Origin of the sequence: Alistipes putredinis DSM 17216, from assembly GCF_000154465.1 — a bacterium.
GTDB classification, from domain to species: Bacteria; Bacteroidota; Bacteroidia; order Bacteroidales; family Rikenellaceae; genus Alistipes; species Alistipes putredinis.
Window position 1 is genome coordinate 32,633 of sequence record NZ_DS499581.1, and the last position, 24,722, is coordinate 57,354.

At 55.0% G+C, this 24,722-nt stretch carries 22 protein-coding genes; 12 read left to right on the forward strand and 10 right to left on the reverse strand.

What is annotated here, in order from left to right:
- The first annotated feature begins 304 nt into the window (after positions 1-304).
- The 10 genes from ALIPUT_RS11120 (at position 305) to ALIPUT_RS11160 (ending at position 9,600) form a co-directional block, all read left to right on the forward strand.
- Positions 305-2,410 carry a hypothetical protein gene (locus ALIPUT_RS11120; protein WP_147554437.1) on the forward strand — a complete coding sequence of 702 codons (2,106 nt, stop codon included), beginning with the start codon at positions 305-307 and terminating at the stop codon, positions 2,408-2,410.
- A gap of 118 nt (positions 2,411-2,528) precedes the next feature.
- Positions 2,529-2,762, forward strand: a complete 234-nt coding sequence (gene rpmB, locus ALIPUT_RS11125; protein WP_004330083.1) for a 50S ribosomal protein L28 — start codon at positions 2,529-2,531, stop codon at positions 2,760-2,762.
- 14 nt (positions 2,763-2,776) lie between these two features.
- Positions 2,777-2,959, forward strand: coding sequence for a 50S ribosomal protein L33 (gene rpmG / locus ALIPUT_RS11130; protein ID WP_022460453.1), 183 nt, complete (start codon positions 2,777-2,779; stop codon positions 2,957-2,959).
- Positions 2,960-2,971: 12 nt separating this feature from the next.
- Positions 2,972-3,130: a DUF4295 domain-containing protein gene (locus tag ALIPUT_RS12615; RefSeq protein WP_022460452.1), complete on the forward strand. Its 159-nt coding sequence runs from the start codon at positions 2,972-2,974 to the stop codon at positions 3,128-3,130.
- Between the two features lie 515 nt (positions 3,131-3,645).
- Positions 3,646-4,743, forward strand: a complete 1,098-nt coding sequence (gene ftsY / locus ALIPUT_RS11135; protein WP_004330085.1) for a signal recognition particle-docking protein FtsY — start codon at positions 3,646-3,648, stop codon at positions 4,741-4,743.
- 12 nt (positions 4,744-4,755) lie between these two features.
- Complete coding sequence (gene rimO / locus ALIPUT_RS11140; protein WP_004330086.1) at positions 4,756-6,054, forward strand: 30S ribosomal protein S12 methylthiotransferase RimO; 1,299 nt, start codon at positions 4,756-4,758, stop codon at positions 6,052-6,054.
- Between the two features lie 248 nt (positions 6,055-6,302).
- On the forward strand, positions 6,303-6,623 hold the full coding sequence (locus ALIPUT_RS11145) for a hypothetical protein (protein WP_004330088.1): 321 nt from the start codon (positions 6,303-6,305) through the stop codon (positions 6,621-6,623).
- Between the two features lie 53 nt (positions 6,624-6,676).
- Positions 6,677-7,015 (forward strand): cell division protein ZapA, encoded by a 339-nt coding sequence (locus ALIPUT_RS11150; RefSeq protein WP_004330089.1) that lies wholly within the window; start codon positions 6,677-6,679, stop codon positions 7,013-7,015.
- Positions 7,016-7,338: 323 nt separating this feature from the next.
- Positions 7,339-8,886: a ribonuclease Y gene (gene rny, locus ALIPUT_RS11155; protein WP_004330091.1), complete on the forward strand. Its 1,548-nt coding sequence runs from the start codon at positions 7,339-7,341 to the stop codon at positions 8,884-8,886.
- Positions 8,887-8,970: 84 nt separating this feature from the next.
- Positions 8,971-9,600, forward strand: a complete 630-nt coding sequence (locus tag ALIPUT_RS11160) for an HD domain-containing protein (protein ID WP_040293964.1) — start codon at positions 8,971-8,973, stop codon at positions 9,598-9,600.
- Between the two features lie 184 nt (positions 9,601-9,784).
- Here the strand turns inward: ALIPUT_RS11160 and gcvT are convergent, their stop codons facing one another.
- Together gcvT and ALIPUT_RS11170 are read right to left on the reverse strand one after the other, a co-directional pair.
- Positions 9,785-10,894 (reverse strand): glycine cleavage system aminomethyltransferase GcvT, encoded by a 1,110-nt coding sequence (gcvT, locus tag ALIPUT_RS11165; RefSeq protein ID WP_004330094.1) that lies wholly within the window; start codon positions 10,892-10,894, stop codon positions 9,785-9,787.
- Positions 10,895-10,936: 42 nt separating this feature from the next.
- Entirely contained in the window at positions 10,937-12,136 is a 1,200-nt protein-coding gene (locus tag ALIPUT_RS11170; RefSeq protein ID WP_040293965.1) for a hypothetical protein, read from the reverse strand.
- Positions 12,137-12,403: 267 nt separating this feature from the next.
- Between ALIPUT_RS11170 and gdhA the strand changes: the two genes are divergently transcribed.
- Positions 12,404-13,744 (forward strand): NADP-specific glutamate dehydrogenase, encoded by a 1,341-nt coding sequence (gene gdhA / locus ALIPUT_RS11175; RefSeq protein WP_004330097.1) that lies wholly within the window; start codon positions 12,404-12,406, stop codon positions 13,742-13,744.
- 94 nt (positions 13,745-13,838) lie between these two features.
- Here the strand turns inward: gdhA and ALIPUT_RS11180 are convergent, their stop codons facing one another.
- From ALIPUT_RS11180 to ALIPUT_RS11210, 8 genes are read right to left on the reverse strand one after another with little or no spacing between them, the layout of a single operon-like run.
- Positions 13,839-14,960, reverse strand: a complete 1,122-nt coding sequence (locus ALIPUT_RS11180; protein ID WP_004330098.1) for a phosphatase PAP2 family protein — start codon at positions 14,958-14,960, stop codon at positions 13,839-13,841.
- On the reverse strand, positions 14,948-15,076 hold the full coding sequence (locus ALIPUT_RS13245; RefSeq protein ID WP_004330099.1) for a hypothetical protein: 129 nt from the start codon (positions 15,074-15,076) through the stop codon (positions 14,948-14,950). Before ALIPUT_RS13245 ends, ALIPUT_RS11180 begins: the two co-directional genes overlap by 13 nt.
- A 49-nt stretch (positions 15,077-15,125) precedes the next feature.
- Positions 15,126-17,720, reverse strand: a complete 2,595-nt coding sequence (locus ALIPUT_RS11185; RefSeq protein WP_004330100.1) for a calcium-translocating P-type ATPase, PMCA-type — start codon at positions 17,718-17,720, stop codon at positions 15,126-15,128.
- A 35-nt stretch (positions 17,721-17,755) separates the two neighbouring features.
- Positions 17,756-19,192 (reverse strand): rod shape-determining protein RodA, encoded by a 1,437-nt coding sequence (rodA, locus tag ALIPUT_RS11190; protein ID WP_004330101.1) that lies wholly within the window; start codon positions 19,190-19,192, stop codon positions 17,756-17,758.
- Positions 19,182-21,014, reverse strand: coding sequence for a penicillin-binding protein 2 (gene mrdA, locus ALIPUT_RS11195; protein ID WP_004330102.1), 1,833 nt, complete (start codon positions 21,012-21,014; stop codon positions 19,182-19,184). The genes rodA and mrdA overlap by 11 nt, the downstream gene beginning before the upstream one ends.
- On the reverse strand, positions 21,011-21,529 hold the full coding sequence (locus tag ALIPUT_RS11200; RefSeq protein WP_004330103.1) for a hypothetical protein: 519 nt from the start codon (positions 21,527-21,529) through the stop codon (positions 21,011-21,013). Before ALIPUT_RS11200 ends, mrdA begins: the two co-directional genes overlap by 4 nt.
- Before the next feature lie 2 nt (positions 21,530-21,531).
- Positions 21,532-22,377: a rod shape-determining protein MreC gene (gene mreC / locus ALIPUT_RS11205; RefSeq protein ID WP_004330104.1), complete on the reverse strand. Its 846-nt coding sequence runs from the start codon at positions 22,375-22,377 to the stop codon at positions 21,532-21,534.
- Positions 22,378-22,405: 28 nt separating this feature from the next.
- Positions 22,406-23,425 carry a rod shape-determining protein gene (locus ALIPUT_RS11210; protein WP_004330105.1) on the reverse strand — a complete coding sequence of 340 codons (1,020 nt, stop codon included), beginning with the start codon at positions 23,423-23,425 and terminating at the stop codon, positions 22,406-22,408.
- Between the two features lie 277 nt (positions 23,426-23,702).
- Here ALIPUT_RS11210 and ALIPUT_RS11215 point away from each other — a divergent pair, with 277 nt between their 5' ends.
- Positions 23,703-24,710 (forward strand): NAD(P)H-dependent glycerol-3-phosphate dehydrogenase, encoded by a 1,008-nt coding sequence (locus ALIPUT_RS11215; protein WP_004330106.1) that lies wholly within the window; start codon positions 23,703-23,705, stop codon positions 24,708-24,710.
- The last annotated feature ends 12 nt before the right edge of the window (positions 24,711-24,722 follow it).

A 24,722-nucleotide genomic window follows, 5' to 3' on the forward strand; every position in this document is an offset into this window, starting at 1 on the left:
GCCTTGAAAACGGGATCTTTCGACAAATATACTTTTTGAGAAATGATATAAACGAAATGAGAGAGCAATATACGCCTGCTCCCTTCATCTTTGCTGCAACAAAATAGCATCCGTATTCCCGACCGTCAAAAGCCCCGAACGAAAGTCCTCCCGGCAAACAGATTTCGAGGCCGATCGAACGACACCGGAAAGCCGATCGATACGGACCGGCGCACACCGCCCCGAAATGATCCGAGCACATGATATACATCGGTTATTCCCGAAAAGAAAAACCGACAAGTCTAACCATCAAAAAACAAAACCCATGAAAAGATTCTTACATTTGCTCACAGGGATTTGCACCCTCGCCCTGGCTCTTCAGGCCTGTACCAAGTCTCCGGCCGAAAACCCGGGAAGAACGGACGATCCCGGAAACGACGAACAAAACAGCAAGGTAACCCTTACTCTCTCGACGCCCCGCACCCGCACGACGCTCGTCAGCGAAACCTACGTCCACTGGAGCGAAGAGGATATTGTACAAATCAACGGCACGAATTTGCCCGTAATCCCCGATCCGAATGATCCGACACGCGCAACGATCTCCAATGTGGACACCGCCGAAGAGTACGTGGCTCTCTACTCTCCGGACAACGGCGGATATATCCCGGAGCGAGAGGTCGTCGAAGCCTACTTCCGCCCCGAAGTGCCCCATACTCCCGACTCGTTTTACACGACAGGAGGCAATCCGATGGTGGCATACAGCACATCCACCTCGCTGGAATTCAAAAATATCGGCGGATTACTCCGCATAGGAGTGACCGGCGATGCGTCGATCGCGTCGGTTATGCTGTCGGGCAATGCGGGAGAACCCATTGCCGGACACTTCGAAATCTCGAAAAGCGATCTGGCTTCCGGCAGCCTCGATTTCGCTCCCGGCGAAGGTTCCGCACAATTCGTCAGCACCTCCGTCACGATGACCTGCACGGAGAATGTACGACTCGATGCGAACTCTCCGACCTATTTCTACTTCGCGCTGCCGGCAGCCGAATACACGGAAGGATTCACCGTAACGCTTACCGACAGCGAAGGCAACACCTGCCTCCGGCAAACGCATAACTCCGTCTCGATCGAGCGTGCGACCCTCAAGTCGATGGAACCGATTGCGTTCGAAAAGGACAAAGCGCTTACGGTCACTTTAGGAGAAATCGCGGCGAACTCCGTTACCTGGAATATCGAAGGTAATCCCTCGACCGACCTGCGGACCCTGCTCGTCACCAAAGCGATGTGGGATCATTTCATCGCACAGGAATATTACCTCGACAATCCGCAAAAACTCACGTCCGAAATCCTCGCGGCCTATTCCGCCACCATTCCGACCGACGACAACGGCCGTTACGAAGAGACTGCAACCCAGGCAAGAGCCGTAAACTCGATGCAGCCCGTACAGGAAGACAACGACTACCTCGTCTTGGCCGCCTATTTCTCCGGCACCCAATCCGTCGGCGTAATCCCCGCCCCGGTTCCCGTTCACACTCCGGCCGCCACAGGCCCGGCTCCCGAAGTGAATGTCACCGTCTCTTCGGCCGGCAGCACTACGATCGATGTACTTACCACCACCAGCAACGCATCCGGCATCCTTACCGCACTCTTCTTCAAAAGCGATTACGACAATGTATTCAGCCGGGAGGGAATAGACGAAGAGTTGATCGCAAAGTACGGCAATGCATGGACGGCAGAGCAGGTAGAGCAGGCCAACAACGGAGGATATACACTCCAATACATTTCGCTTCCGCCGGAAACGGAATTCGTTATGCTAATTTCGGTCTCCAGCGCAGCAGGCAAAGCTACGCTCAAGAAAGAAATAATTGCGACCGAACCGTACGTCGATCCTTCTGCCGAATGGATCACCGTTTCCTCCGAAGCCACGTTCGTTTGCGGCTTCTTCTTCAACCAAAGCATCCCCTCCTTGTCGAACGTGATCAATATTACGAACCTTAAAGTCGAAAAACTCGCCGATCGCGACCTCTTCCGTCTGACCGACGCCTTCTCCGTCTCCCGGATCCCCGAACTTGCGGCCAGCGGCATATACAGCGATCTGTCCGGCAGTCCGTATTATTTCTATATGGATGCGACCGACCCGAACAATGTAAAAGTCGTCAATGAAGTGTGCCAACTCGGCATCGTTCACAACGAATACGGAGCAATGAGCGTCGGCAACGACTTCAACATCCAAGGCGGCGAAGAGTACCAGCACGGTACGTACAACCGAGCGGAAGGCACGATCCGAATCGGCGTGCTCATTTGCTATGCCGACAGCCAACAACTCTTCGTCACGCCATTCAACAGTACGCTATATCTGAATCCCGAAACGCCCGGAAACAGTGTTTCGACCGAAAATTTCAAGAAAGACCCTGTCGCAATTCCCTGGTAAGTCAGGACCCCCGAAAACAGAGACACCGGCCCTTTTTCAGGCCGGTGTTTTGTTATTTGGCCAAAAGATTGTATATTTGCACTCCCCGAAATGGGATTACAATTAAATTTTAACCAAAATGAAAGTTTGCGAAATTACAGGCAAGGTAGCGGTGATCGGCAACAATGTTTCCCACTCGCACCACAAGACCAAACGCAAGTTCAGCCCCAATCTGAAGAACAAGCGCTTCTGGTCTGAAGAGGAAGGCCGCTGGATCACCCTCAAGGTATCTGCCGCCGGAATCAAAACAATCAACAAAAAGGGCCTCGCAGTAGCGCTCCGCGAAGCTGCCGCACCCAAAAAGGTTTACTAAAACTCAAGTGACAAATGGCAAAGAAAGGCAACAGAGTGCAGGTGATTCTCGAATGCACGGAACAGAAAGCTAGCGGTGTTCCGGGAATGTCCCGCTACATCACGACCAAGAACAAGAAAAACACCCCCGACCGTCTGGAGCGCAAGAAATACAACCCGTTCCTGAAGAAGGTGACCATTCATCGTGAAATCAAATAATTTTAGTGCTATATGGCAAAGAAAGTAGTCGCAACGCTGAAAACCGGTACGGGCAAACAGTTCACCAAATGTATCAAAATGGTGAAATCCGACAAAACCGGTGCATACATCTTCAAAGAGGGCATCATCGCCAACGACCAGGTGAAAGACTTTTTCGCCGAGAAGAAATAAATGCAATGCATTAGGCGAAACGAATGTTTTCGGATCGCAAGGCCGGAAAGAATCATCCGCCGGACCGGATTCGGAAAACAACCTAAAAATTCGATTCCGCTTAATACAAAGGGCATCCTCAACGGATGCCCTTTGTATTTTCACCGACCCGCAACCCGGCAGAACAGCACCGATCATCGAGGAATCATTCGTACCTTCGTTCCTCTTGCGGTTCTTCGCCTCGACAAAACGGGAATAAATTCGCTTTGCACCACCCGATTTATCCGTATCTCTAACTTTGCCTAAATACTCCAACGCGGCAACGCTCAAAAAAATTTGGCTCCGCCGGCTGGTTGTACTATCTTTGCAGAAGACAGGAAGCGATTCGGCAATCTTTGCGTGCAAGCCCACACGATTGCTTTTATCTTTCACTATCTTTGACGTAGTCTTAAAATGTTCTCGGAAAACTGGCAACAAGTTCCCGTTTTCTCTGGGCTTTTCGTATTTTTGCAACATTACTAATATAACAATATTTTATGGGATTCTTCGATCTTTTCAAGAAAAAACAGAATACACAGCCGACGACTCCGGCGGAACGATCTCAACCGACTTCTCCGGAAAACCACCGGCCGGCTGCGGTCGAAAATACGACGAAGCAGGAAAATACCTCTCCCCAGCCGGCTGCCCGAACCGCTGACCGGGAGCAGGCGGAACTCAACTCCGGTCTGGAGAAGACCAAAACGGGCCTCTTCTCGAAACTGGCGCGGGCCGTTGCCGGTCGATCGACCATCGATACACAGGTGCTCGACGATCTGGAGGAGGTGCTCATCACCTCCGACGTAGGCGTGGAAACCACCGTGAAGATCATCGAACGCATCGAAGCCCGCGTCGCACGGGACAAGTATATGAACACCTCGGAGTTGCAATCGATCCTGCGCGACGAGATCGCCCAACTGATGGAGGAGTCGCACCGCTCGACCGAAAACTTCGGACTCGACGTCGAGGAAGGCGTCCCCTACGTCATCATGGTCGTCGGCGTGAACGGCGCCGGCAAGACCACGACGATCGGCAAACTCGCGGCCCAGCTCACCCGGGCCGGCCTCAACGTCTATATCGGCGCTGCGGATACGTTCCGTGCGGCCGCCATCGACCAGTTGGCCGTATGGGCCGAACGGGCCGGCGCCACGATGATCCGTCAGGAGATGGGCTCCGATCCGGCGTCGGTGGCCTTCGACACCTTGAAATCGGCCGTGGCGAACAAGGCCGACGTCGTACTGATCGACACGGCGGGCCGCCTGCACAACAAGGTCGGCCTGATGAACGAGCTGACCAAGATCCGCAACGTGATGGGCAAGGTTATCCCCAACGCCCCGCAGGAGGTGATGCTGGTGCTGGACGGTTCGACCGGACAGAACGCCTTCGAACAGGCCCGGCAATTCACCCAGGCCACGCAGGTCACGTCGCTCACCATCACCAAGCTCGACGGCACGGCCAAGGGCGGCGTGGTGATCGGCATCAGCGACCAGTTCCGCATTCCCGTCCGCTACATCGGCATCGGCGAAGGTATCGACCAGCTCAAGATGTTCGACCGCAAGGAGTTCGTGAACGCCCTTTTCGGCAGCGAAGCAAAATAAAATCTCCCGTGAATGAAGAAAATTAACGTCATCACCCTCGGGTGCTCGAAAAACACGGTCGATTCGGAACACCTGATGGCCCAGCTCGCAGCCGCAGGCTATACGGTCACGCACGACAGCGACCGCACCGATGCCAAAGTCGTGGTCATCAACACCTGCGGCTTCATCGGCGACGCCAAGCAGGAGTCGATCGACATGATCCTCCGGGCCGCCGCCGCCAAACAGACGGGTAAAATCGAACGGCTGTTCGTCGTGGGCTGCCTGAGCGAGCGTTATGCGGAGGAGCTGCGTGCCGAGCTGCCCGAGGTCGATGAGTTCTTCGGCGTGAAGGATTGGGACGACATCGTTCGGGCGCTGGAGGCGACTCCCCGGCCAGCGCTTGCGACCGAACGCCGGCTCACCACCCCGAAACATTACGCTTACCTGAAAATTTCCGAAGGCTGCAACTGGAAGTGCGGTTATTGCGCCATTCCCCTGATTCGGGGGCCCCACGCTTCGGTGCCGATGGAAACCCTGCTGGAAGAGGCCCGGAAGCTGGCCGCAGGCGGTGTGCGCGAACTGATCGTAATCGCACAGGACACGACCTACTACGGCCTGGACCTTTACGGCAAACGACGCCTGGCCGAACTGCTCGAAGCCTTGTGCCGCATCGACGGCATCCGCTGGATCCGGCTCCACTACGCCTACCCCACGGCTTTCCCCGACGAGGTGATCGAAGTGATGGCCCGCGAACCCAAAATCTGCAAATACCTCGACATTCCCTTCCAGCATATCTCCGACGACCAGCTCGCGGCCATGCACCGACGCCATACCAAGGCCCAGGCTTACGAACTGATCGACAAACTGAGGCAGGCCATTCCCGACCTCGCGCTGCGCACGACCCTGCTGGTCGGATATCCGGGCGAAACCGAAGCCGACTTCGAAGAGCTTCTGGAATTCGTGCGCACGGTACGGTTCGAACGACTGGGCGTATTCCCCTATTCCGAAGAGGAGGGAACCTATTCGGCCCGGAATCTGCCGGACGATGTTCCGGAAGAGGTCAAACAAAGTCGTGTAGAACGAGTAATGGCGCTTCAGAATGAGATCTCGCTCGAAAACAACCGGGCACGTATCGGTCAGTTGGAGCGGGTCATCATCGACTCCCGGCAGGGGGATTTCTACGTAGGACGGTCGCAATACGACTCGCCCGAAGTGGATCAGGAGATCCTGATTCCGGCCGCAGGCCGCAGGCTGATCCGCGGTTGCTTCTATCAGGTGCGGATCACCGCAGCCGAAGACTACGACCTCTACGGCGAACTCGAAACGAAATAAAAGACAATCATCACATCTTTCAATGTAGCGTTATCCGACAGTCGCAGGATCGAATCCGACGGTCGCTAACTCACGGCCTCCGGTCGTGTCCGCAATTCACCCCTAATTCCCTTCCCGGGAGGGGAATTGGGCCGCTACGCTTCCCATAACGGGGGACACGAAAGGATATGATCATGAAATAAAATTTTGTCGTTTGACGTTTTTTATATACCTTTGGGAAGGCGGAAAATATTTCCGGCGACAGATAAATGGCAGAGAAAAAGGTCATAAGCGATTTCGAGGCGCAGATTCGGCAGCTCATTGCCGACCATCGTCGGCTTACGGCCCTTTGCAAGGAAACAGCGGCGGAGCGCGACGTCTTGCGTAAAGAAAACCGCGATTTGCAAATGCAGGTAAAAGAGCTCGGCAAGGAGCTCGCCCGCGTACAGCTCAGCCAGGGACTCGCAGGAAATGCACCCGACCAAAGCAAAGCGATCGCACGCGTCAACCGTTTAATGCGGGAGGTGGACAAGTGCATCACCCTACTCAACAAACCCGACCGAATCGGCGAAGAGCTGTCGGGCAAGTAGGCAAGACATACGATAACGACCGAAGATATTTCATTTAACGGGAAGCAAGCGACATGGCCCAGCAACAGGCAATAAAGCTCAAAATAGCCGGTAAAAGTTACTCGTTTACGCTCAAGCACGAAGCGAACGAGGAACAGTCGCTGGCGGAGAAAGAGGAGCTCTACCGCCTGGCCGAACGCGAGGTGAATGCCTATGTCACCCGGTTCGAAAAAGCCAAATACGAAGGATTCTCGACACAGGACTGCCTGGCGATGGCCGCATTGCAGTTGGCGATTTCGAGCGTTTCGCTGGCCCGCAGCCGAGAAGTGGGCAGCGAAGATCTCCGCAGGCTGGAAGCGCTGCGCGACGAGATCGACGAATACCTGAACCGAATCGAAACCGAAAAGAAATAACAGGGAAGGATACGAGGGGGGACCGTATAGAAAAGTCCGCAAGTATCATCGTTCTTTACCATACGTTTAAGAAAAATCTACCCGCATAGATTCCTTAAAGCTTTGCGAAACTGAACAATTTTTACATTGGGGCAACTCACCACTTTCAAAATCAGGCTTCAACCCCTCGGGGTGCAGGCTGCGGCCTGCCGGTAGAAGGTTGCGATTTTCGGGAGCCCCCACACTTGACTGATCTTGCAGATTCGTCAAACAAGTTAAGGAATACTATGCGGTTTTTTTATGCACAAACCCTAATAACTAACAAATAATAACTCTCTAAAACAATGATGACAATCGTACTATCGAGCGTCCTGTCCGCCGTAGTCTGCCTGGGTATTTACATCCTGGTAACCAAATACGTTACCAAGAAGACCATCAAGGCACTGCGTGAAGCCGCCCGGAAAGAGGCGGAAGCGGAAGGCGAAATGATAAAGAAAGAGAAGATTCTCCAGGCCAAGGAGAAGTTCATCCAGCTCAAGAGCGAGCACGACCGCCAGGTCAATGAACGCAACCAGAAGATCGCCCAAAGCGAACAGCGGGCCAAGCAGATCGAAAACAACCTGCAAAACCAACAGCGCGAACTGGAAGGCAAGGTCAAGGAGAACGCCCGCCTCAAAGAGCAGATGGAAGCGCAGCTTCAGGTGCTCGAACACAAGAAGGAGGAGATCGACCGTCTGATGCACGAGCAGAACACGCGCCTCGAGCAGATTTCGGGCCTGAGCTCCGAAGATGCCAAGAGCATCCTGATCGAAAATATGAAAGCGGAAGCCAAAGCCGACGCTGCAGCCTACATCAACGAAACGATCGAGGAGGCCAAAATGACCGCCACGAAGGAGGCCAAGCGAATCATCGTGGCTTCGATCCAGCGTGTGGCGACCGAAACGGCCATCGAAAACGCCGTTACGGTGTTCAACATCGAAAGCGACGAAGTCAAAGGCCGCATCATCGGCCGCGAAGGTCGCAACATCCGGGCGCTGGAAGCTGCCACAGGCATCGAAATCATCGTGGACGACACGCCCGAAGCGATCATCCTGAGCGGGTTCGATCCCGTGCGCCGCGAAATCGCCCGCCTGGCCCTGCACCAGCTCGTAACCGACGGACGTATCCACCCGGCCCGAATCGAGGAGGTGGTCGCCAAGGTACAGAAGCAGATCGAAGAGGAGATCGTCGAAGTCGGCAAACGTACCGCGATCGACCTGGGTATTCACGGCCTGCATCCGGAGCTGATCCGTATGATCGGCAAGATGAAATACCGCTCCTCCTACGGACAGAACCTGTTGCAGCACGCCCGCGAAACGGCCAACCTGGCCGGCATCATGGCTGCCGAGCTGGGGCTCAACCCCAAAACGGCCCGCCGCGCCGGTCTGTTGCACGACATCGGCAAGGTGCCCGACGACGAACCCGAATTGCCGCACGCAATTATCGGTATGAAACTCGCCGAGAAATACAAGGAGAAGCCCGAGGTTTGCAACGCGATCGGCGCCCACCACGACGAAATCGAGATGTCGTCGCTTATCGCCCCGATCATCCAGGTCTGCGATGCCATTTCGGGAGCCCGTCCGGGAGCCCGTCGTGAGGTGGTCGAGAGCTATATCAAGCGTCTGAAGGAGATGGAGGACATCGCGCTCTCCTACCCCGGCGTAGTGAAGACCTATACGATCCAGGCAGGCCGCGAGCTGCGTGTAATCGTCGGTGCGGAGAAGCTCTCCGACATGGAGTCCGAAAGCCTGTCGCACGACATCGCCAAGAAGATCCAGGACGAAATGACCTACCCGGGGCAGGTAAAAATCACCGTCATCCGCGAAACCCGATCCGTGGCATACGCAAAATAGGATATTTATCCAGATACCACCATCCGGTTTCTACAACCAAAGTCCCTTTCCCCTACCATGGAAGGGACTTTTTTTACGAAACACATGAATAAAGAGTTGCAAGCCTACGTCGAACAGGCGATCCTCCCCCGTTACGAACATTTCGACCGTGCCCACGGACCCGAACACGCCCGGACAGTCATCGAACAGAGTCTGGCACTGGCCCGGCATTACCAGGTCGATCGGCAGATGGTTTACGCAATTGCGGCCTACCACGACGTGGGACTGGAGAAAGGACGGGAGATGCACCATATCCATTCGGGGGAAATCCTCGCTGCGGATACAAAACTGCGGCAGTGGTTCTCGCCGCAGCAGATCGCCGTCATGCGTGAGGCGGTGGAAGACCACCGCGCCTCGTCGGACCACGAACCCCGCACGATTTACGGACGCATCGTTGCCGAAGCCGACCGTTGTATCGACCCGCCGACCATCGTCCGCCGCACGATACAATACGGGCTGGCGAACTATCCGGAGCTGGACCGCGAGGATCAATATCGCCGCTGTGTCGATCACCTGACACATAAATACGCGGAAGGAGGCTATCTCCGACTCTGGATCCCGGAATCGGACAATGCCCTGCGCCTCGCACGACTGCGCGAGCTGATCCGCAACCGCCAAGAGCTCCGGCGGCTTTTCGACGAAATATTCGACCGGGAGATGGCTGCGAACGGCTGAAAAACCGGACCCTATTTACCGATGCCTTTCACGGCCTTATAAAATCGGAATTGCTTCTCAGTATAACCCGTTACCGGCTCCGACCGGACGCGCAGATCTGATGTCGGATGCAAAAATCACGGATACGACAAAAAAGGGGCGGCTCTTTTGCAGAGCCGCCCCGAATCATCCGATCGGACGGAAACTATTTTTGCTGAATGAACGGAAGTTTCACGACCTCGGCCTTCATCAGCTTCTCGCGGATCACGATGGCGATCTGCGTGCCGACCTTGGCGAACTCCTTCTTCACGTAACCCATACCAATCCCCTGTTTCAGACAGGGCGACATCGTACCCGAAGTCACCTGGCCGATGATATCGCCCTCAGGAGAGGCAATCTGGTAGCCATGACGCGGAATACCGCGATCGATCATCTTGAAACCGACCAGCTTGCGGGTCAAACCGCCGGCCTTCTGCTCTTCCATCAGTTTACGGTCGATGAACTCCTTGCCATCGACGAACTTGGTCAGCCAGTTCAGGCCCGCCTCGATGGGCGAAGTCGTATCGTCGATATCATTACCGTAGAGGCAGAAACCCATTTCCAGACGCAACGTGTCGCGGGCACCGAGGCCGATGTTCTTCAGCCCCTCCTTCGAACCCTCCTGCCAGAGAGCCTTCCAGAGTTTCTCGCCGTCTTCGTTGGCCACATAGATCTCGCAGCCGCCCGCACCGGTGTATCCCGTAATCGAAAGAATCGCATCCACACCGGCAACCTTCAGCTTCTTGAACGTATAGTATTCCATATCCTCCACCGGCTCGGTGCACAACTTCTGCACGATCTTCATCGCATTGGGACCCTGGATCGCCAGTTGGCAGATCTCGTCCGAAGCGTTGTAGAGCTGCTTGCCATGACCGGCCTCCAAGCCGAATTTCTTGCCCTCTTCGACGATATGGTTCCAATCCTTGTCGATATTGGCCGCATTGATTACGAGCAGATAAGTTTCGGCATCGATCCGGTAAACCAGCAAGTCGTCCACGATACCTCCCTTGCCGTTGGGCATGGTGGTATATTGCACCTTCCCGTCGTAAAGCGCCGCAACATCGTTGGTCGTGATATGCTGCAGGAACGCTTCGGCCTTGGGACCTTTTACCCAGACCTCGCCCATGTGACTCACGTCGAATACGCCCGCGTTGTTGCGCACGGCCAGGTGCTCTTCGTTGATGCCCGTAAATTCGATCGGCATGTTGTAACCTGCGAACTCGGCCATCTTAGCGCCGTTCGCAATGTGATGTTTGGTAAAAACCGTTGTTTTCATTGTCTGTTATCGATTTAATTATCAGTTATTTGATTATCAGTCTTATTCGCGGCGCTTCACGCCCATCCGGGGACAGCGGTGAAACTCCTTCGTGCGGTCGAACAGGTAGCGGTAGGTCGTATGCATCTTGTGCTTGGTGGCGCATACGTAACTCTCCACCATGCGCATCATCACCGGATTGAAATCGCCGATCCACGCAAGTTCCAACGATTTGTAGGGTAACTTCGGCACCGCCTTCTCGAACTCACGAATGATTCCCGCCTCGATGCCCTTGCCGTGGAACTCGGGGGTGACTCCGAAAATCAAGCCAAGAACCCTGTCAGCCTTATGCGCCACCTTGAGCGCCCACATCAGACGCAACTTGTTCCACCAGCCGAACTTGCCGTTGAAGGAACCGATCACCCGATTCAAATCGGGCACCATGATGAAAAAGCCGATGGGTTCGTCGTTATAGTAAGCGAAATAGACCAACCGTTCGTCGATAATCGGGCGCAACGTATTCATAATGCGGAACGCCTGTTCGCGGTCCATCGCCTTCACACCCGAAAACAGCGCCCACGCCTTGTTATAAACCAACCGGAAATCCTCGGCCACCTGCTCGAGATTCTTTTTCGAGATATGCTTGAAACAGTAACCCGGACTCTCCTCCAGGCGCTTCACGCGCTCATAAACCGAATCGCTCAACTGCCCCACCTCCAACCGACGCAGATAGGTATGCTGGTTGAAATAGTTCTGAAATCCGTAATTCTCGAACAACTCTTTATAATAAGGCGGATTGTACGCATTCTCATAGAGGGGCTGGAATTCGTACCCGCTGACCAGCAGCCCCCACCAGGAGTCCCGGGGACCGAAATTGATCGGACCGTCCATCGCCTCCATACCCCGGCTGGAAAGCCACATGCGGGCCGCATCGAAAAGCTGATCGGCCAGCTCCTGATCGTTGATAGCCTCGAAAAAGCCGCATCCTCCCGTCGGCTGTTCCTCCAGGAAAGCATGTTCCCGATCGTAAAAAGCGGCGATACGTCCCACCACTTCTCCTTTTTTATCGCGTGCGATCCAGCGAATGGCCTCGCCGTCGGAGAGCAATTCATTTTTCTTCGGGTCGAAAATAGCCCGGATAGAAGGATCGAGGGGACATACCCAATTACGATTCCCCTTATAGATTTTCCGAGGCAGATCGAGGAACTCCCGTTCCGTACGGGCATCGACGACCTCCTGCAAAATGTACTTGTCTGAACTCATTGCCTTATGAAAAAGGTTTAATCCCAACAAAGATAACGATATTTTTCCAAAATACCCGTTCATGCCCCCCAATCCGTGCGAAAACTTTTTCCTTATAATATATACGGAAGAGTCCTGGCTCGGAAAAACCGTTCAATTTCAGTTTTTCAGACAAACAAAATCACTTTGTACGAAAAAGTAATCTTTTCATGCAAAATAAATTACAATCTATAAGAATAAATACTATCTTTGCATCAACATTAAACCACAACTTAATTTCAATATATTATGAATGTTAACAATTTAATGGCAGAATTGGAGCGTAAGCACCCGGGTGAAAACGAATACCTGCAGGCCGTACGCGAAGTACTCGAGTCCATCGAGGAAGTTTACAACCAACATCCTGAGTTCGAGAAAGCCAAGATCGTTGAGCGCCTCGTAGAGCCGGATCGTATCTTCACCTTCCGCGTAACGTGGGTGGACGACAAAGGCGAAGTTCAGACCAACCTGGGCTACCGCGTTCAGTTCAACAGCGCGATCGGTCCCTACAAAGGCGGTTTGCGTTTCCACAAGGCCGTGAACCCTTCGATGCTGAAGTTCCTCGGTTTCGAGCAGACTTTCAAGAACGCCCTGACGACCCTTCCGATGGGTGGTGCAAAGGGTGGTTCGGACTTCGATCCGACCGGCAAGTCGAACGCTGAAATCATGCGTTTCTGCCAGGCTTTCATGCTTGAATTGTGGCACAATATCGGTGTCGATACCGACGTTCCCGCCGGCGACGTAGGCGTAGGCGGTCGTGAGATCGGCTTCCTGAACGGTATGTATCAGAAACTGGCTCGCAAGTACCACACCGGCGTTCTTACCGGCAAGGGCGAAACTTGGGGCGGTTCGATCCTCCGTCCGGAGGCTACCGGTTTCGGCGCACTCTATTTCGTACAGCACATGCTGCATCTGGCCGGCAAGAAACTGGAAGGCGCAAAGATCGCCATCTCGGGCTTCGGTAACGTGGCTTGGGGTGCATCGAAGAAGGCTACCGAACTGGGCGCCAAAGTGATCGCAATCTCCGGTCCCGACGGTGTAGTAACGATCCCCAACGGTATGAACGAGGAGATGATCGACTATATGCTCGAGCTCCGCGCTTCGAACCGCAATATCGTGGCTCCGTTCGCAGAGAAATTCGCAGGTACGACCTTCACTCCGGGCAAGAAGGCTTGGAGCGTGAAGTGCGACATCGCACTCCCCTGCGCATTCCAGAACGAGCTGAACGGCGACGATGCTGCCGAACTGCTGAAGAACGGCACTTGGTGCTGCGCCGAGGTTTCGAACATGGGTTGCACGCCGGAAGCTATCCACGCATTCCAGAAGGCAGGTATCCTGTTCGCACCGGGCAAGGCTGTCAATGCGGGCGGTGTAGCTACTTCGGGTCTCGAAATGACGCAGAACTGCATGCACATCTCCTGGTCGGGCAAAGAGGTGGACGAGAAACTCCACTTCATCATGGCAAGCATCCACGACGCTTGCGTGAAGTTCGGCAAGCAGAAGGACGGTCACATCGACTACGTGAAGGGCGCCAACATCGCAGGCTTCATGAAAGTCGCACAGGCTATGCTCGAGCAGGGTGTATTGTAATCCTGTTCCTTTATACGAAAAGAGGTGCGGCCGAAGGTCGCACCTCTTTCATTTTATCCGTTTCGAAGAATCGCGGTTCGGACCCGCACAAGTACTAAAAAGCGATATTCGCCGACAGACCCAAAGTCAGCGTATTAAGGTGCTGACGACTCTCGCGGACCATCGGAGGTTGCAGGTAATAAGTCGTCTGAAATCGAAGGTCGAAATTGTAGTTGGCGCGAAATGTCATGGACGTGCCGACTCCGAAAACAGGTCCTCCGCAACTCCCCAGCGTATATCCGTTCAGGGAAAAGGATTCATAATACTGATACCCGGCCAAGACCTTGCCACCGGTCCGCCAGCGTGCCGTAATCGGATATGAAAAATAGGCCCCGGCACTTGCGGCCCAACTGTCCAAACGATCCGTAGATTCGGCAACATTCAACTTGATCGGCACACTCGACACGGCCGTACGTCCTCCGAAACCGACATAAGGATTCATAAACCAAGCCCCCTCGATGCCCAGGTTCACACCTGCATTGAACTCGCCTTCGACTCCCGCAACAGGACGATACCGTCCTATCACCACATCCGTACTTACTTCCATACCGAGAAACGACGGCCGGCAATACCGATCGAAAGCAAAATCCTGCTCGAATTCCGTCAATCCCCTCTCCTTGAAAATCAAATCGGCGAACAGGTATCCCAGCTCTACGGAAAGAATACCGATCCCCGCACCTACTAATACATCGCTGAACCAATGTTTATTGTTGAGCATGCGCGAAACACCCGTTACCGTAGCCATCGAATAGCCGGCGATACTGTACCAGGGACTGCGAGGCCCGTACTCCTTATGAAGCATCGTAGCTGCCATAAAAGCCGTAGCCGTATGCCCCGACGGAAACGACTTGTTGTTCGATCCGTCGGGGCGGGGCATACGGCAGGTATATTTCAGAGAGTTGACCGCTCCGGCCATCAGCGCGACGGAAAAGGCATCCGACACCAACATCCGGCCCCACGAACTGCGCCCCCGGACTCCTCCGATTTTCAGCCCCAGCATCAACGCTGCGGGAGCATATTGCAGATAATCGTCATAATGGAGACGGAAAGACGGTACATAATCGTTCCTCAAATGACGAAATCCCCGATCCCGCTCCTGCACGACCAAACCTGCGACAATAAGGGGAACTCCGATATAGGTTATTCGATAGGCACGCGAAGAGGTTATCCGCTCCATATCCCGGACAAACGGGCTGCGGCGGAGGGGGGGGTAATCGGACTCAATGTATCGACCTGGGCGAAAGCGCCGATCGACACCCCCAGCAGAAGGCACAGCAACAGCAATTTCTTCATTTACCAAATACAAGATTCCGACCGCATCGGAAAAACCTGTTCTCACCGCTTACCGACAGCCGGGACGGGGACGGATGCGGCGGCGGATACTCCGCACGACATCGCCCAGAATAGCGATCAGAGAGGTATAGCCGATCACTTCGAGCCATTGTACCCACGTGAGCGGCGTAGTACGGAACACCGGACCTCCGAATTCCACGATCAATACCTGTCCGACGGCGATCAACAGCAGCACCAAGAAGAACGTACGGCTTCCCCGCAGATCGTGCAGCACCGAATGGCACGCTTCGAAGCCTTTGGCGTTGAACATATTCCAGAACTGCAGAAAGACGAATACAGAGAAGAAAACGGTCAGTTGTTCGAGACTGAGCTCGCCGGTCGTAGCACGCCAGTAGAACAGCATACCGAGCAATACGCCGACGAAAATCGTTCCGCAGGTAAAGATCGTCCGGGCCATGGCCGGTGTGATGATAAACTCGTCTTTGGGACGCGGCGGTTCGTTCATCACCGCCGGATTGGGCGGCAGGGAAGCCATCGCCAGCGCAGCGAAAGTGTCCATGATGATATTGACCCACAGAATCTGCACTACCGTAAGCGGCATCTCGGTCCCGAAAATCGAACCTACGAAAACCACGATGATCGCCGCGAAATTGATCGTCAGTTGAAACAGTACGAAACGTTGGATATTGCGGTAGAGCGAACGCCCCCACATCACGGCCGATGCGATCGACGTAAACGAATCGTCGAGCAGCGTGATGTCGCTGGCATCCTTCGCCACCGACGTACCCGATCCCATCGAGAGTCCCACGTTAGCGAAATTCAGCGCCGGTGCATCGTTCGTACCGTCACCCGTTACAGCCACGATTTCGCCCTTGCGCTGCAAAAGACGCACGAGCCGCTGCTTGTCGAGCGGTCGCGCCCGGGACATAATCTTCAGAGCCTGCACCCGCTCGAGCAGCTCCTCGTCGCTCATCGCCGCGAACTCCACGCCCGTCATTTCGTTCCGTGAGGAGTCGGTTTCATCGTGCCATAAACCGATGCGGCGTGCGATCTCACGGGCCGTGGCCGGAGTATCGCCCGTGACGATCTTAATGTCGATTCCGGCCTTCATACAACGGGCTACGGCAGCCGGCACATCTTCCCGCACCGGATCGGCGATCGCCGCCACGGCCACGAACAGCATCTGCGGATCCCGCAGCGCGTCTTCGCATCGTTCGGCCGTCGTTTCGGCATACGCCACCGCCAGCGTACGCATCGCACGTCCCTGAAACAGCAGCAACTGTTCGTTCACCTGGGCGTCCTTGCCATCCGGCATACACATCGCCCGTACGATTTCGGGAGCACCCTTCACGCAAATCAAACGCTTTCCAGTGGTTTTGCTCTGTATAATCGTCGCCATATATTTGCGTTCGGTGGTGAACGTCATACGATCGACGATCGGAGCCTCCTCGCGCAAAGCCGCATAGTCGAATCCCTCTTCCCGCAGGCGGATCAGCAGGGCCCCTTCGGTCGGATTGCCGATGACATTTGCGTCGGCATCGAGAAAAGCGGTCGAATTGACGGCGATGATCTCGGCCAGCAACCGTTCGTCGATGGACGCATAATGGATGATCTCCTCGACCCGCATCCGGTTCTGGGTAAGCGTACCGGTCTTATCGGTACAAATCACCGTAACGGCCCCCATCGTTTCGCAGGCGTGCATCTTGCGCACCAGGTTATTCGTCTTCAACATCCGACGCATCGACAACGCCAGCGAGAGCGTGATACTCATCGGCAGCCCCTCAGGAACAGCCATCACGATCAAAGCCACCGAAACCATAAAAATACGCAGCAGCTCCTTGGAAGTCTGGACCCAATCGCCCGTCGAAAGCTCGCCGCCCAGGTATGCCTTGGCGAGCATCGCTACGAAGATCGCAATCGACACTGCAATACCGATCTTACCGATCATCCTCGAAAGACGCGTCAGCTGCTTATACAACGGCGTAGGCTCTTCGCTGGCTATGGACGACTGCTCGGTTACCCGCCCCGCTTCGGTGCGGTCGCCCACAGCCTCGACGATCATCTCGCCGTAACCGTCCACGACGGTCGTACCGCGCAACAGCGCATCGGAAGGATAGGTCGCCTCGGCATCGAAAAAGCATTCGTCGGTAGTCTTGTCCACCTCAGGCTCGCCCGTCAGCGTCGATTCATTGATCTTGAGCGATACGGCCTTCACCAGCTTACCGTCCGCCGGGACCGTTTCGCCATTCTCGACATACACCAGGTCGCCCACGACCACATCGCGTCGGGGCACCTCGGTCATCTCCCCGTCGCGGACGACCTTGACCGGAATGTCGTCATTCACCAGATTGAGCCGCTTGAACCGCCGCATGGCGTCCAATTCGAAGAAAAAGCCGACACAAGTGGCCAAAACGATGGCGCAGATAATTCCGATGGTTTCCAGGAACTCCCCATCGATAAAAGCCATCGCCAGCGACAGCAGCGCCGCTACCAGCAATACCTGAATAATCGGATCGCGGAACTTCTCGGCAAACAGTTTCCAGGCCGAATCCCCCTTGCGGGGCGTGATGAGATTATCCCCATGCAGACGGCGGCTCTCCTCCACCTGGGCGGAAGTCAAACCTCTGTGTTGATGTTCTTTCATAAAGTCAGTCGGATATATAAATAAGGTTGTGAATGTTATCGAAAAGAATATTGCCGGGTCGAGGCATCCAGCCGGACCGCAATGAACAACATGATGGTAAAAGCCATGAGCGACGAACCACCGTAGCTGACCAACGGCAGGGGAATTCCCATCACCGGCATCAGTCCGATGGTCATCCCCACATTAACGAGCAGATGAAAAAGCAGGAATGCCGCAACGCAGTAACAGTAGATCCGTCCGAAAGGCTCCTCCTGCCGTTCGCCCATACGCATCAACCGGAATATCAACAGGCAAAAGAGCGTCAGCAGAAGCATAGCGCCCAGAAATCCCCACTCCTCGCCGATGGTACAGAAAATGAAATCGGTATGTTTCTCCGGCACGAAACCGTATTTGATCTGGGTCCCTTGCAGGAACCCTTTGCCGATCCAGCCGCCCGAACCGATAGCGATCTTGGCCTGATTGACGTTATAATCCGTACCGAGGGGATCACTGACCAGCCCCAGGAAACTTAAAATACGGTTCTGCTGATGCTCTTTGAGGATGGAATTGAAAATATAATCGGTAGTCGGAACGAAAAGCATTGCCGTCAGAAACAGTCCGATCGTAATGAAAATATTGCGCAGATTGGCGCGGAAGGCATAAATCGCCACAAAGATGAGCGACAGCAGCGTCACCACGAGCAGGCAGCGGTAGAGATCCATCGCTCCGGGAGCCGCCAACAGCATCCCGAAATAGAGAAGCAGCGTGCCCAATGCCAGCGCAGCCAGATAAACCATGCGGGACCGCCACTGTCCGTTCATCATCGCCTCGGAAAGCGTACAGACCAGAATCAGCATCACCAACAGGGTCAGCGGCGTAAAGAGGAACGAAAAAATAAAGAGTACGGCGATCAGGATCACCGGAATACAGAGCCACTTGTTCAAACCTTCGCGGTACAACACGAACAGCAGCGATACGAGCACGATACCCGATCCTGTATCGTTCTGCATGACGATAATCAACAGCGGCAGACAGATCACCAATCCCACCTTGAAAAGATCCCCCGCCCGGTTGATCGAAAACGAGCTGGAGCTCATCACGCGGGCCAGCGCCAACGCCGTAGCGATTTTGGCGAACTCCACCGGCTGAATACGGACCGACCCGATCTCGAACCAGGCCTTCGCACCGTTCACTTCACGACCGAACAGCAGAGCGGCTACCAGGGTCAGCAATCCCAGGACATAGAACAGATAAGCCCACTTGTGATAGATGCTCGCATCGACCAGCAACACGACGACCGCTACGGCGAACGATATTCCCATCCAGACGAGCTGTTTCATATAGAAATGCGAGAAGGAAAAAATGCTCTCCGCCCCCTCTTCGTACGAAGCGGAGAGGATAGCCACGAAGCCGACCAGCACGATCAGCACATAGATCAGCACTGTCCAGCGATCGACGCCCTCGAACAATTTACCGATGCCGTTATTTTCCATAGGCCGGGTAATAAATCGTTTTCTGCTTGACCATCTCCACCAGCCAGGGCCGTGTGACGGTGTCGGTCAAATAGTACTCTTCGAGCAGACTGGCGATGGGCAAAGCGGCCGAAGCCCCGAACCCGCCGTTCTCGACATACACCGAAATAGCGATGCGGGGATTGTCCTTCGGAGCGAACGACAGGAAGGTCGAATGATCCTTGCCTCGAGGATTCTGCGCCGTACCGGTCTTGCCGCACACGTCCAGACCCGGCAGATAAGCCGTCCGGGAGGTTCCGCCCTCCTTGTGCACGCTCTGCCACATACCCTCCACGATCGGTTCGAAATATTTCGGATCGACTTTCGTATAATGTTTCTCGTAAAACCGCCGGTCCATCGAATCCCGCCCCTCTACCGAACGGACGATGTGCGGGATATAATAGTACCCGCGATTAGCGACGATAGCCGCCAGGTTAGCCATTTGCAGCGGCGTACACTCCAGCTCCCCCTGACCGATCGAGAGCGACAGCACCGTCAGCGCGTTCCACGATTTCCGATAACGCCTGTCGTAAAACTTCCGGTCGGGAACATAGCCGTTTCCCTCGCCCAGAAAATCCGAATCCAGCTTGCGGCCGAAGCCGAAACTCTCGACATACTCCCTCCATACGTCGAACCCCTCCTTGACGCTTCCGTACCGGGGATTTTCGAGAATATCGCGGAATACGTAACAGAAATAGGCGTTGCACGAAGTCGCTATGGCAAAACGCAGGTCCGCAGGCGACGTATGGGCGTGACACCTCATCTTGAGCCGTCCGACCTGATAACCCTCGTGACAGGGATAACGCATGGAAGGAGTCAGCACACCCTCCTGCATCCCGATCAGGCCCTGAACCAGTTTGAAGGTCGAACCGGGCGGATAACGGCCGCTTACGGCACGGTTGAACAGCGGCTGCCGTTTGTTATAGAGCAGCTCCATATAGTGATTGCCCCGCTGCCGTCCCACCAGTTCATCGGGATCGTATGTGGGCGAGGAAACCATCATCAGAATCTCGCCCGTCGAAGGTTCGATCGCCACGGCAGCCCCGACTTTGCCGGCCATCAGCTCCTCGGCGAAGAGCTGCAACCGCGCGTCGATCGTGCAGACGATCGACTTGCCGGGTACGGGCAGCGAATCGAAACGACCGTCCATATACGAACCCTTGATCGCTCCGTGCGTATCCACCTCGGAGATCTTCACCCCCTTCTTACCGCGCAGCTCCGGCTCGTAGGCCGACTCCACGCCGCTGATTCCGACGTATTCGCCCGCCTGATACGAAGGATAACGCCGCAACATTTCGGAATTGACCTCCCCCACATATCCCAGCAGGTTTCCCCCTACTTTACGAGGGTATTGCCGGGCAGTCCGGTAAACGGTATAGAAGCCGGCGAAGTTACACTCGTCGAAACGAAGTTTGTCCTCCTTGGACATATAGTTCATCACCATACGGGGCGCACGCGGACGCACACGGGCATTGGCCAGCTCCCTCACAAGCCCTTCGCGCGAAAGCCCCGTAACCTGACAGAAAAGCGTCGTATCGAACCCCTCCCGATCCATCTCGCGATAGATCACCATCAAGTCATAACACTCGCGACTCTGTACCAGATATTCGCCGTTGCGGTCGAACACCTCGCCACGGGACGGATACTGAACTTCGTAGCGCAACGCATTGCCCCGGGCCAGCTCCTCATATTTGCTGTCGATGAGCTGAATATAAGCAAGCCGCGCGGCGATTACGCCGAAAACGATCAGCACGACCACCTGCAGCACCCGCATCCGGGCAACCCCTTCCCCACCGTAACTCATAGCCGAACCGTCAGTTTAGTGGTGAACAGCCGCGCAAGCAGCCAGATGAAGCCCACCGTAACAGCACTGCTCACGACCAGTCGGACGAGCGTATGGAACAACTGCGCCCAAGACAGGGACTCCAACATGAAAAACAGGAAGTGGTGTACCACGACCATCGCTGCCAGGTAGCGCAGAAATCCGCCCTGCCCCAACCGGATCGAAGAAGGAATACCACCCTCCCGAATCCCCTCCTTACCGCAGACAGACTGCAGAAGCGGCCGGCGCAGCATAGCGACCGGAAGCGTAGCGATCGTATTGATCCCCGCTGCCCCCATCGCCCAATCCATCGCAACGGACATCGACAAAGCCAGAAAAAGCACTGCAACCGGCGGAGCGTCGATCGGCAGCAGGACAATGAAGCCGATATAGACCAAAGGGCAGAGGTAGATACTGATCGACAGGTTGTCGAACAGAAAAATCTGCAACAGGGCCAAAATAAGGAATAAGACGATATAGGGAACAGTCCGGTACATATTTATCTTCTGTTTTGCCGCTCGGCTTCGGCTTCGAGCTCCTGCACATCTTCGATATCCCGGTTGCGCACCAGGATAACATCCGTCAGTTGCGACACATCCACCGCCAGCCGGATCACCACGTCGTAAGCCATCTGGGTATCGGCCAGCGAAAAACTCTCCACATAGCCGATCAGCACGTCAGCCGGAAAATACTGCGAAAAACCGGAGGAAACCACCTCTTCCCCCTCCGTAACGCGGGCATATTTGGACAATTCCTTCATGCGGACGTGGTAGCGATCGTCACCCGCCCAGTAGATCGAGCCGAAATAGTCGTCGCCGGCGAGCTTGCCGCTGGCATTGAACGACGTATTGAGAATCGACACCGCCACCGCATGACGGTCGGAACTGGCGGCCACGTAGCCGACCATGGCCCCTTCCGGAGAGAGCACGCCCATCCCCTTCTCGACGCCGTCGCGTTCGCCCCGGTCCAGCACGATGAAGTTACGGTTCTTGTTGATCGAATTGGAAATCACCCGGGCGACGGTCAGCTCGTAGGGCTTCTCTCCCATATCGTGCAGCAGGTCCGTACGCACCGAATCGGCCGCCGACCTCCGGTAAAAAGCCAACTCCTCCTCGAGTACGGCGACACGCTCCAGCAGGCGTTCGTTTTCGCGCCCCAGGGTAAAATAGGAGCGAATGTCTGCGAAGATGCCGTTCACCCCGCCAACCACCTGGTTCGAGCGGGTGAGCAGCTTGGCCTGCGTATAATTCGAAGAGTGCGCATAATACCCGATGGCGATCGCTTCGAATACGACGAACAAGACCGCCACGTAGATTCTGCGCAGGAATTCGATCAGTTTATACACGGCTCACGGGAAAGCTTCCGCAGCTTCGTTATTTCATCAGGAACGAGAAACGGTTGATATTCTTCAGCGCGATACCCGTACCGCGCGCAATAGCACGCAAGGGATCCTCGGCCACGTGGAACGGAATACCCGTCTTGGCATTCAGACGCTTGTCCAGCCCCTTGATAAGCGCACCGCCGCCGGCCAGGTAGATGCCGTTCTTCACGATGTCGGCATACAGCTCCGGCGGCATGGTTTCGAGCACCTTCATCAGCGCCGCATCCAGCTTGACGAGCGACTTCTCCAGTGCATAGGCGATTTCACCGTAGCTGAGCGACACGGTCTGCGGCAGGGCGGTAAGCATATTAGGACCCGTCACCACGTAATCCTCGGGCTCTTCGTCCAGCTCGGTGAGCGCCGCACCGATCGAACACTTGATCGCCTCGGCCGTGCGTTCGCCGATACGGATGTTGTGCTGCTGGCGCACGTAACTCTGAATATCGTTGGTAAAGACATCGCCCGCGACATTGATCGACTCGGAGCAAACGATGCCGCCGAGCGAAATGCAGGCGATCTCGGTAGTACCGCCGCCTATGTCGATCACCATGTTGCCCTCCGGTGCTTCGACATCCAGACCGGCACCCAGCGCCGCAGCCATCGGTTCGTAAATCATATAGACCTCACGCCCCCCGGCATGTTCGGCGGAATCCCGCACGGCACGGATCTCGACATTGGTCGAGCCGGAAGGAATGCAGATCACCATGCGGATCGAGGGAGCGAAGAGATTGCCCGAAGTCTTGACTTTCTTGATCATGCCGCGCAGCATCAACTCCGTAGCGTTGAAATCGGCGATCACGCCGTCCTTCAGCGGACGGATCGTCTTGATGTTCGGATTGGTCTTCTCGTGCATCTGGCGGGCCTGCGTACCGATAGCCACCAGTTTACCGGTGTGTACGTCCAACGCCACGATGGAAGGCTCGTCCACCACGACCTTCCCGTTGTGAATAATCAAAGTATTGGCCGTACCCAAGTCGATAGCCAGCTCCTGTGTCAGTGAAAAAAGTCCCATAGTACTCTGCTTTCCTCTCTCTATATTATAATCTATTAATTTCTGATAATCAAAATATTGACTTTCTTTCCCAGAAGCCTTCGCCTGCCCGTGAAATCCGTGTCAATACATCAGGAACAAAGGTAATGAAAATGAAAGCAGAATAAAACAAATTCGTTTGTTTTTTCTGCCGAGTGCGTCTTACCCTCTACAAAGGTAGGGAAAAGAAGGATAATTATGTGTCCTTTCCCGTTTTTTATTTACTTTTGTAGAAAAGAAAATTTTATTCCGAAAACTTATGGACCACAAGATAGGCAGCGGCGCCAGATGCGCCATGATCGGATACGGAAGCTGGGCCACGGCGCTCGCCAAGGTATTGACCGAAAACGAACCCTCGATAGGTTGGTACGTCCGCAATCCGGAGGTGCTCGAAAGCCTGCGCGACAAGGGTCGCAATCCCCGCTATTTGAGCAACGTACGGTTCGACCGCACGCGCATAAACCCCTCGGACGATCTCGACCGGGTGGTTTCCGAGGCCGACATCGTCATCCTGGCCAGCCCCTCGGCCTACCTGAAAAAGACGCTCGAAACGCTGACCGTTCCGCTCAAGGAGAAATTCGTCATCTCGGCCATCAAAGGCATCGTCCCGGACGACTACACCACCGTCGTGGAGTATATGCACGACCATTACGACCTCTCTTTCAAGCAACTGGGCATCATCACCGGTCCCTCCCATGCCGAAGAGGTTTCGCTCGAACGGCTCTCCTACCTTACGGTGGTTTGCACCGATCCGGAAAATTCGCATACGATCGGACACAAATTCGCCACCGAATATATCAAACTCTCCTATTCGACCGACCTGTACGGCATCGAATATGCTACTATCTTAAAAAACATCTACGCCGTAGCCGTCGGCATGGCTGTCGGATTGGGTTACGGGGACAATTTCCTCGCGGTGCTGATCTCCAACAGTGCGATGGAAATGGCCCGGTTCCTGCGGGAAAGCTACCCCGACCAGCGCGAAACCCGCGCCTCGGCCTACCTGGGCGACCTGCTGGTGACCTGCTATTCCGTTTACAGCCGCAACCGCAAACTGGGCCTGCTGATCGGGCACGGCTGCACGGTCCGCGATGCTTTGGACGAAATGACCCAGGTGGCCGAAGGCTATTTCGCCGCCGACTGCATCCGTCACATCAACGCCCGCCACAAGGTGCAGATGCCCATTGCCGATATGGTCTATGAAGTCCTTTACAAAGGGGTTCCTGTTCGGGAAGCCATGCAGGAGCTTACGACAAAACTGATTTAACACCAATACAGT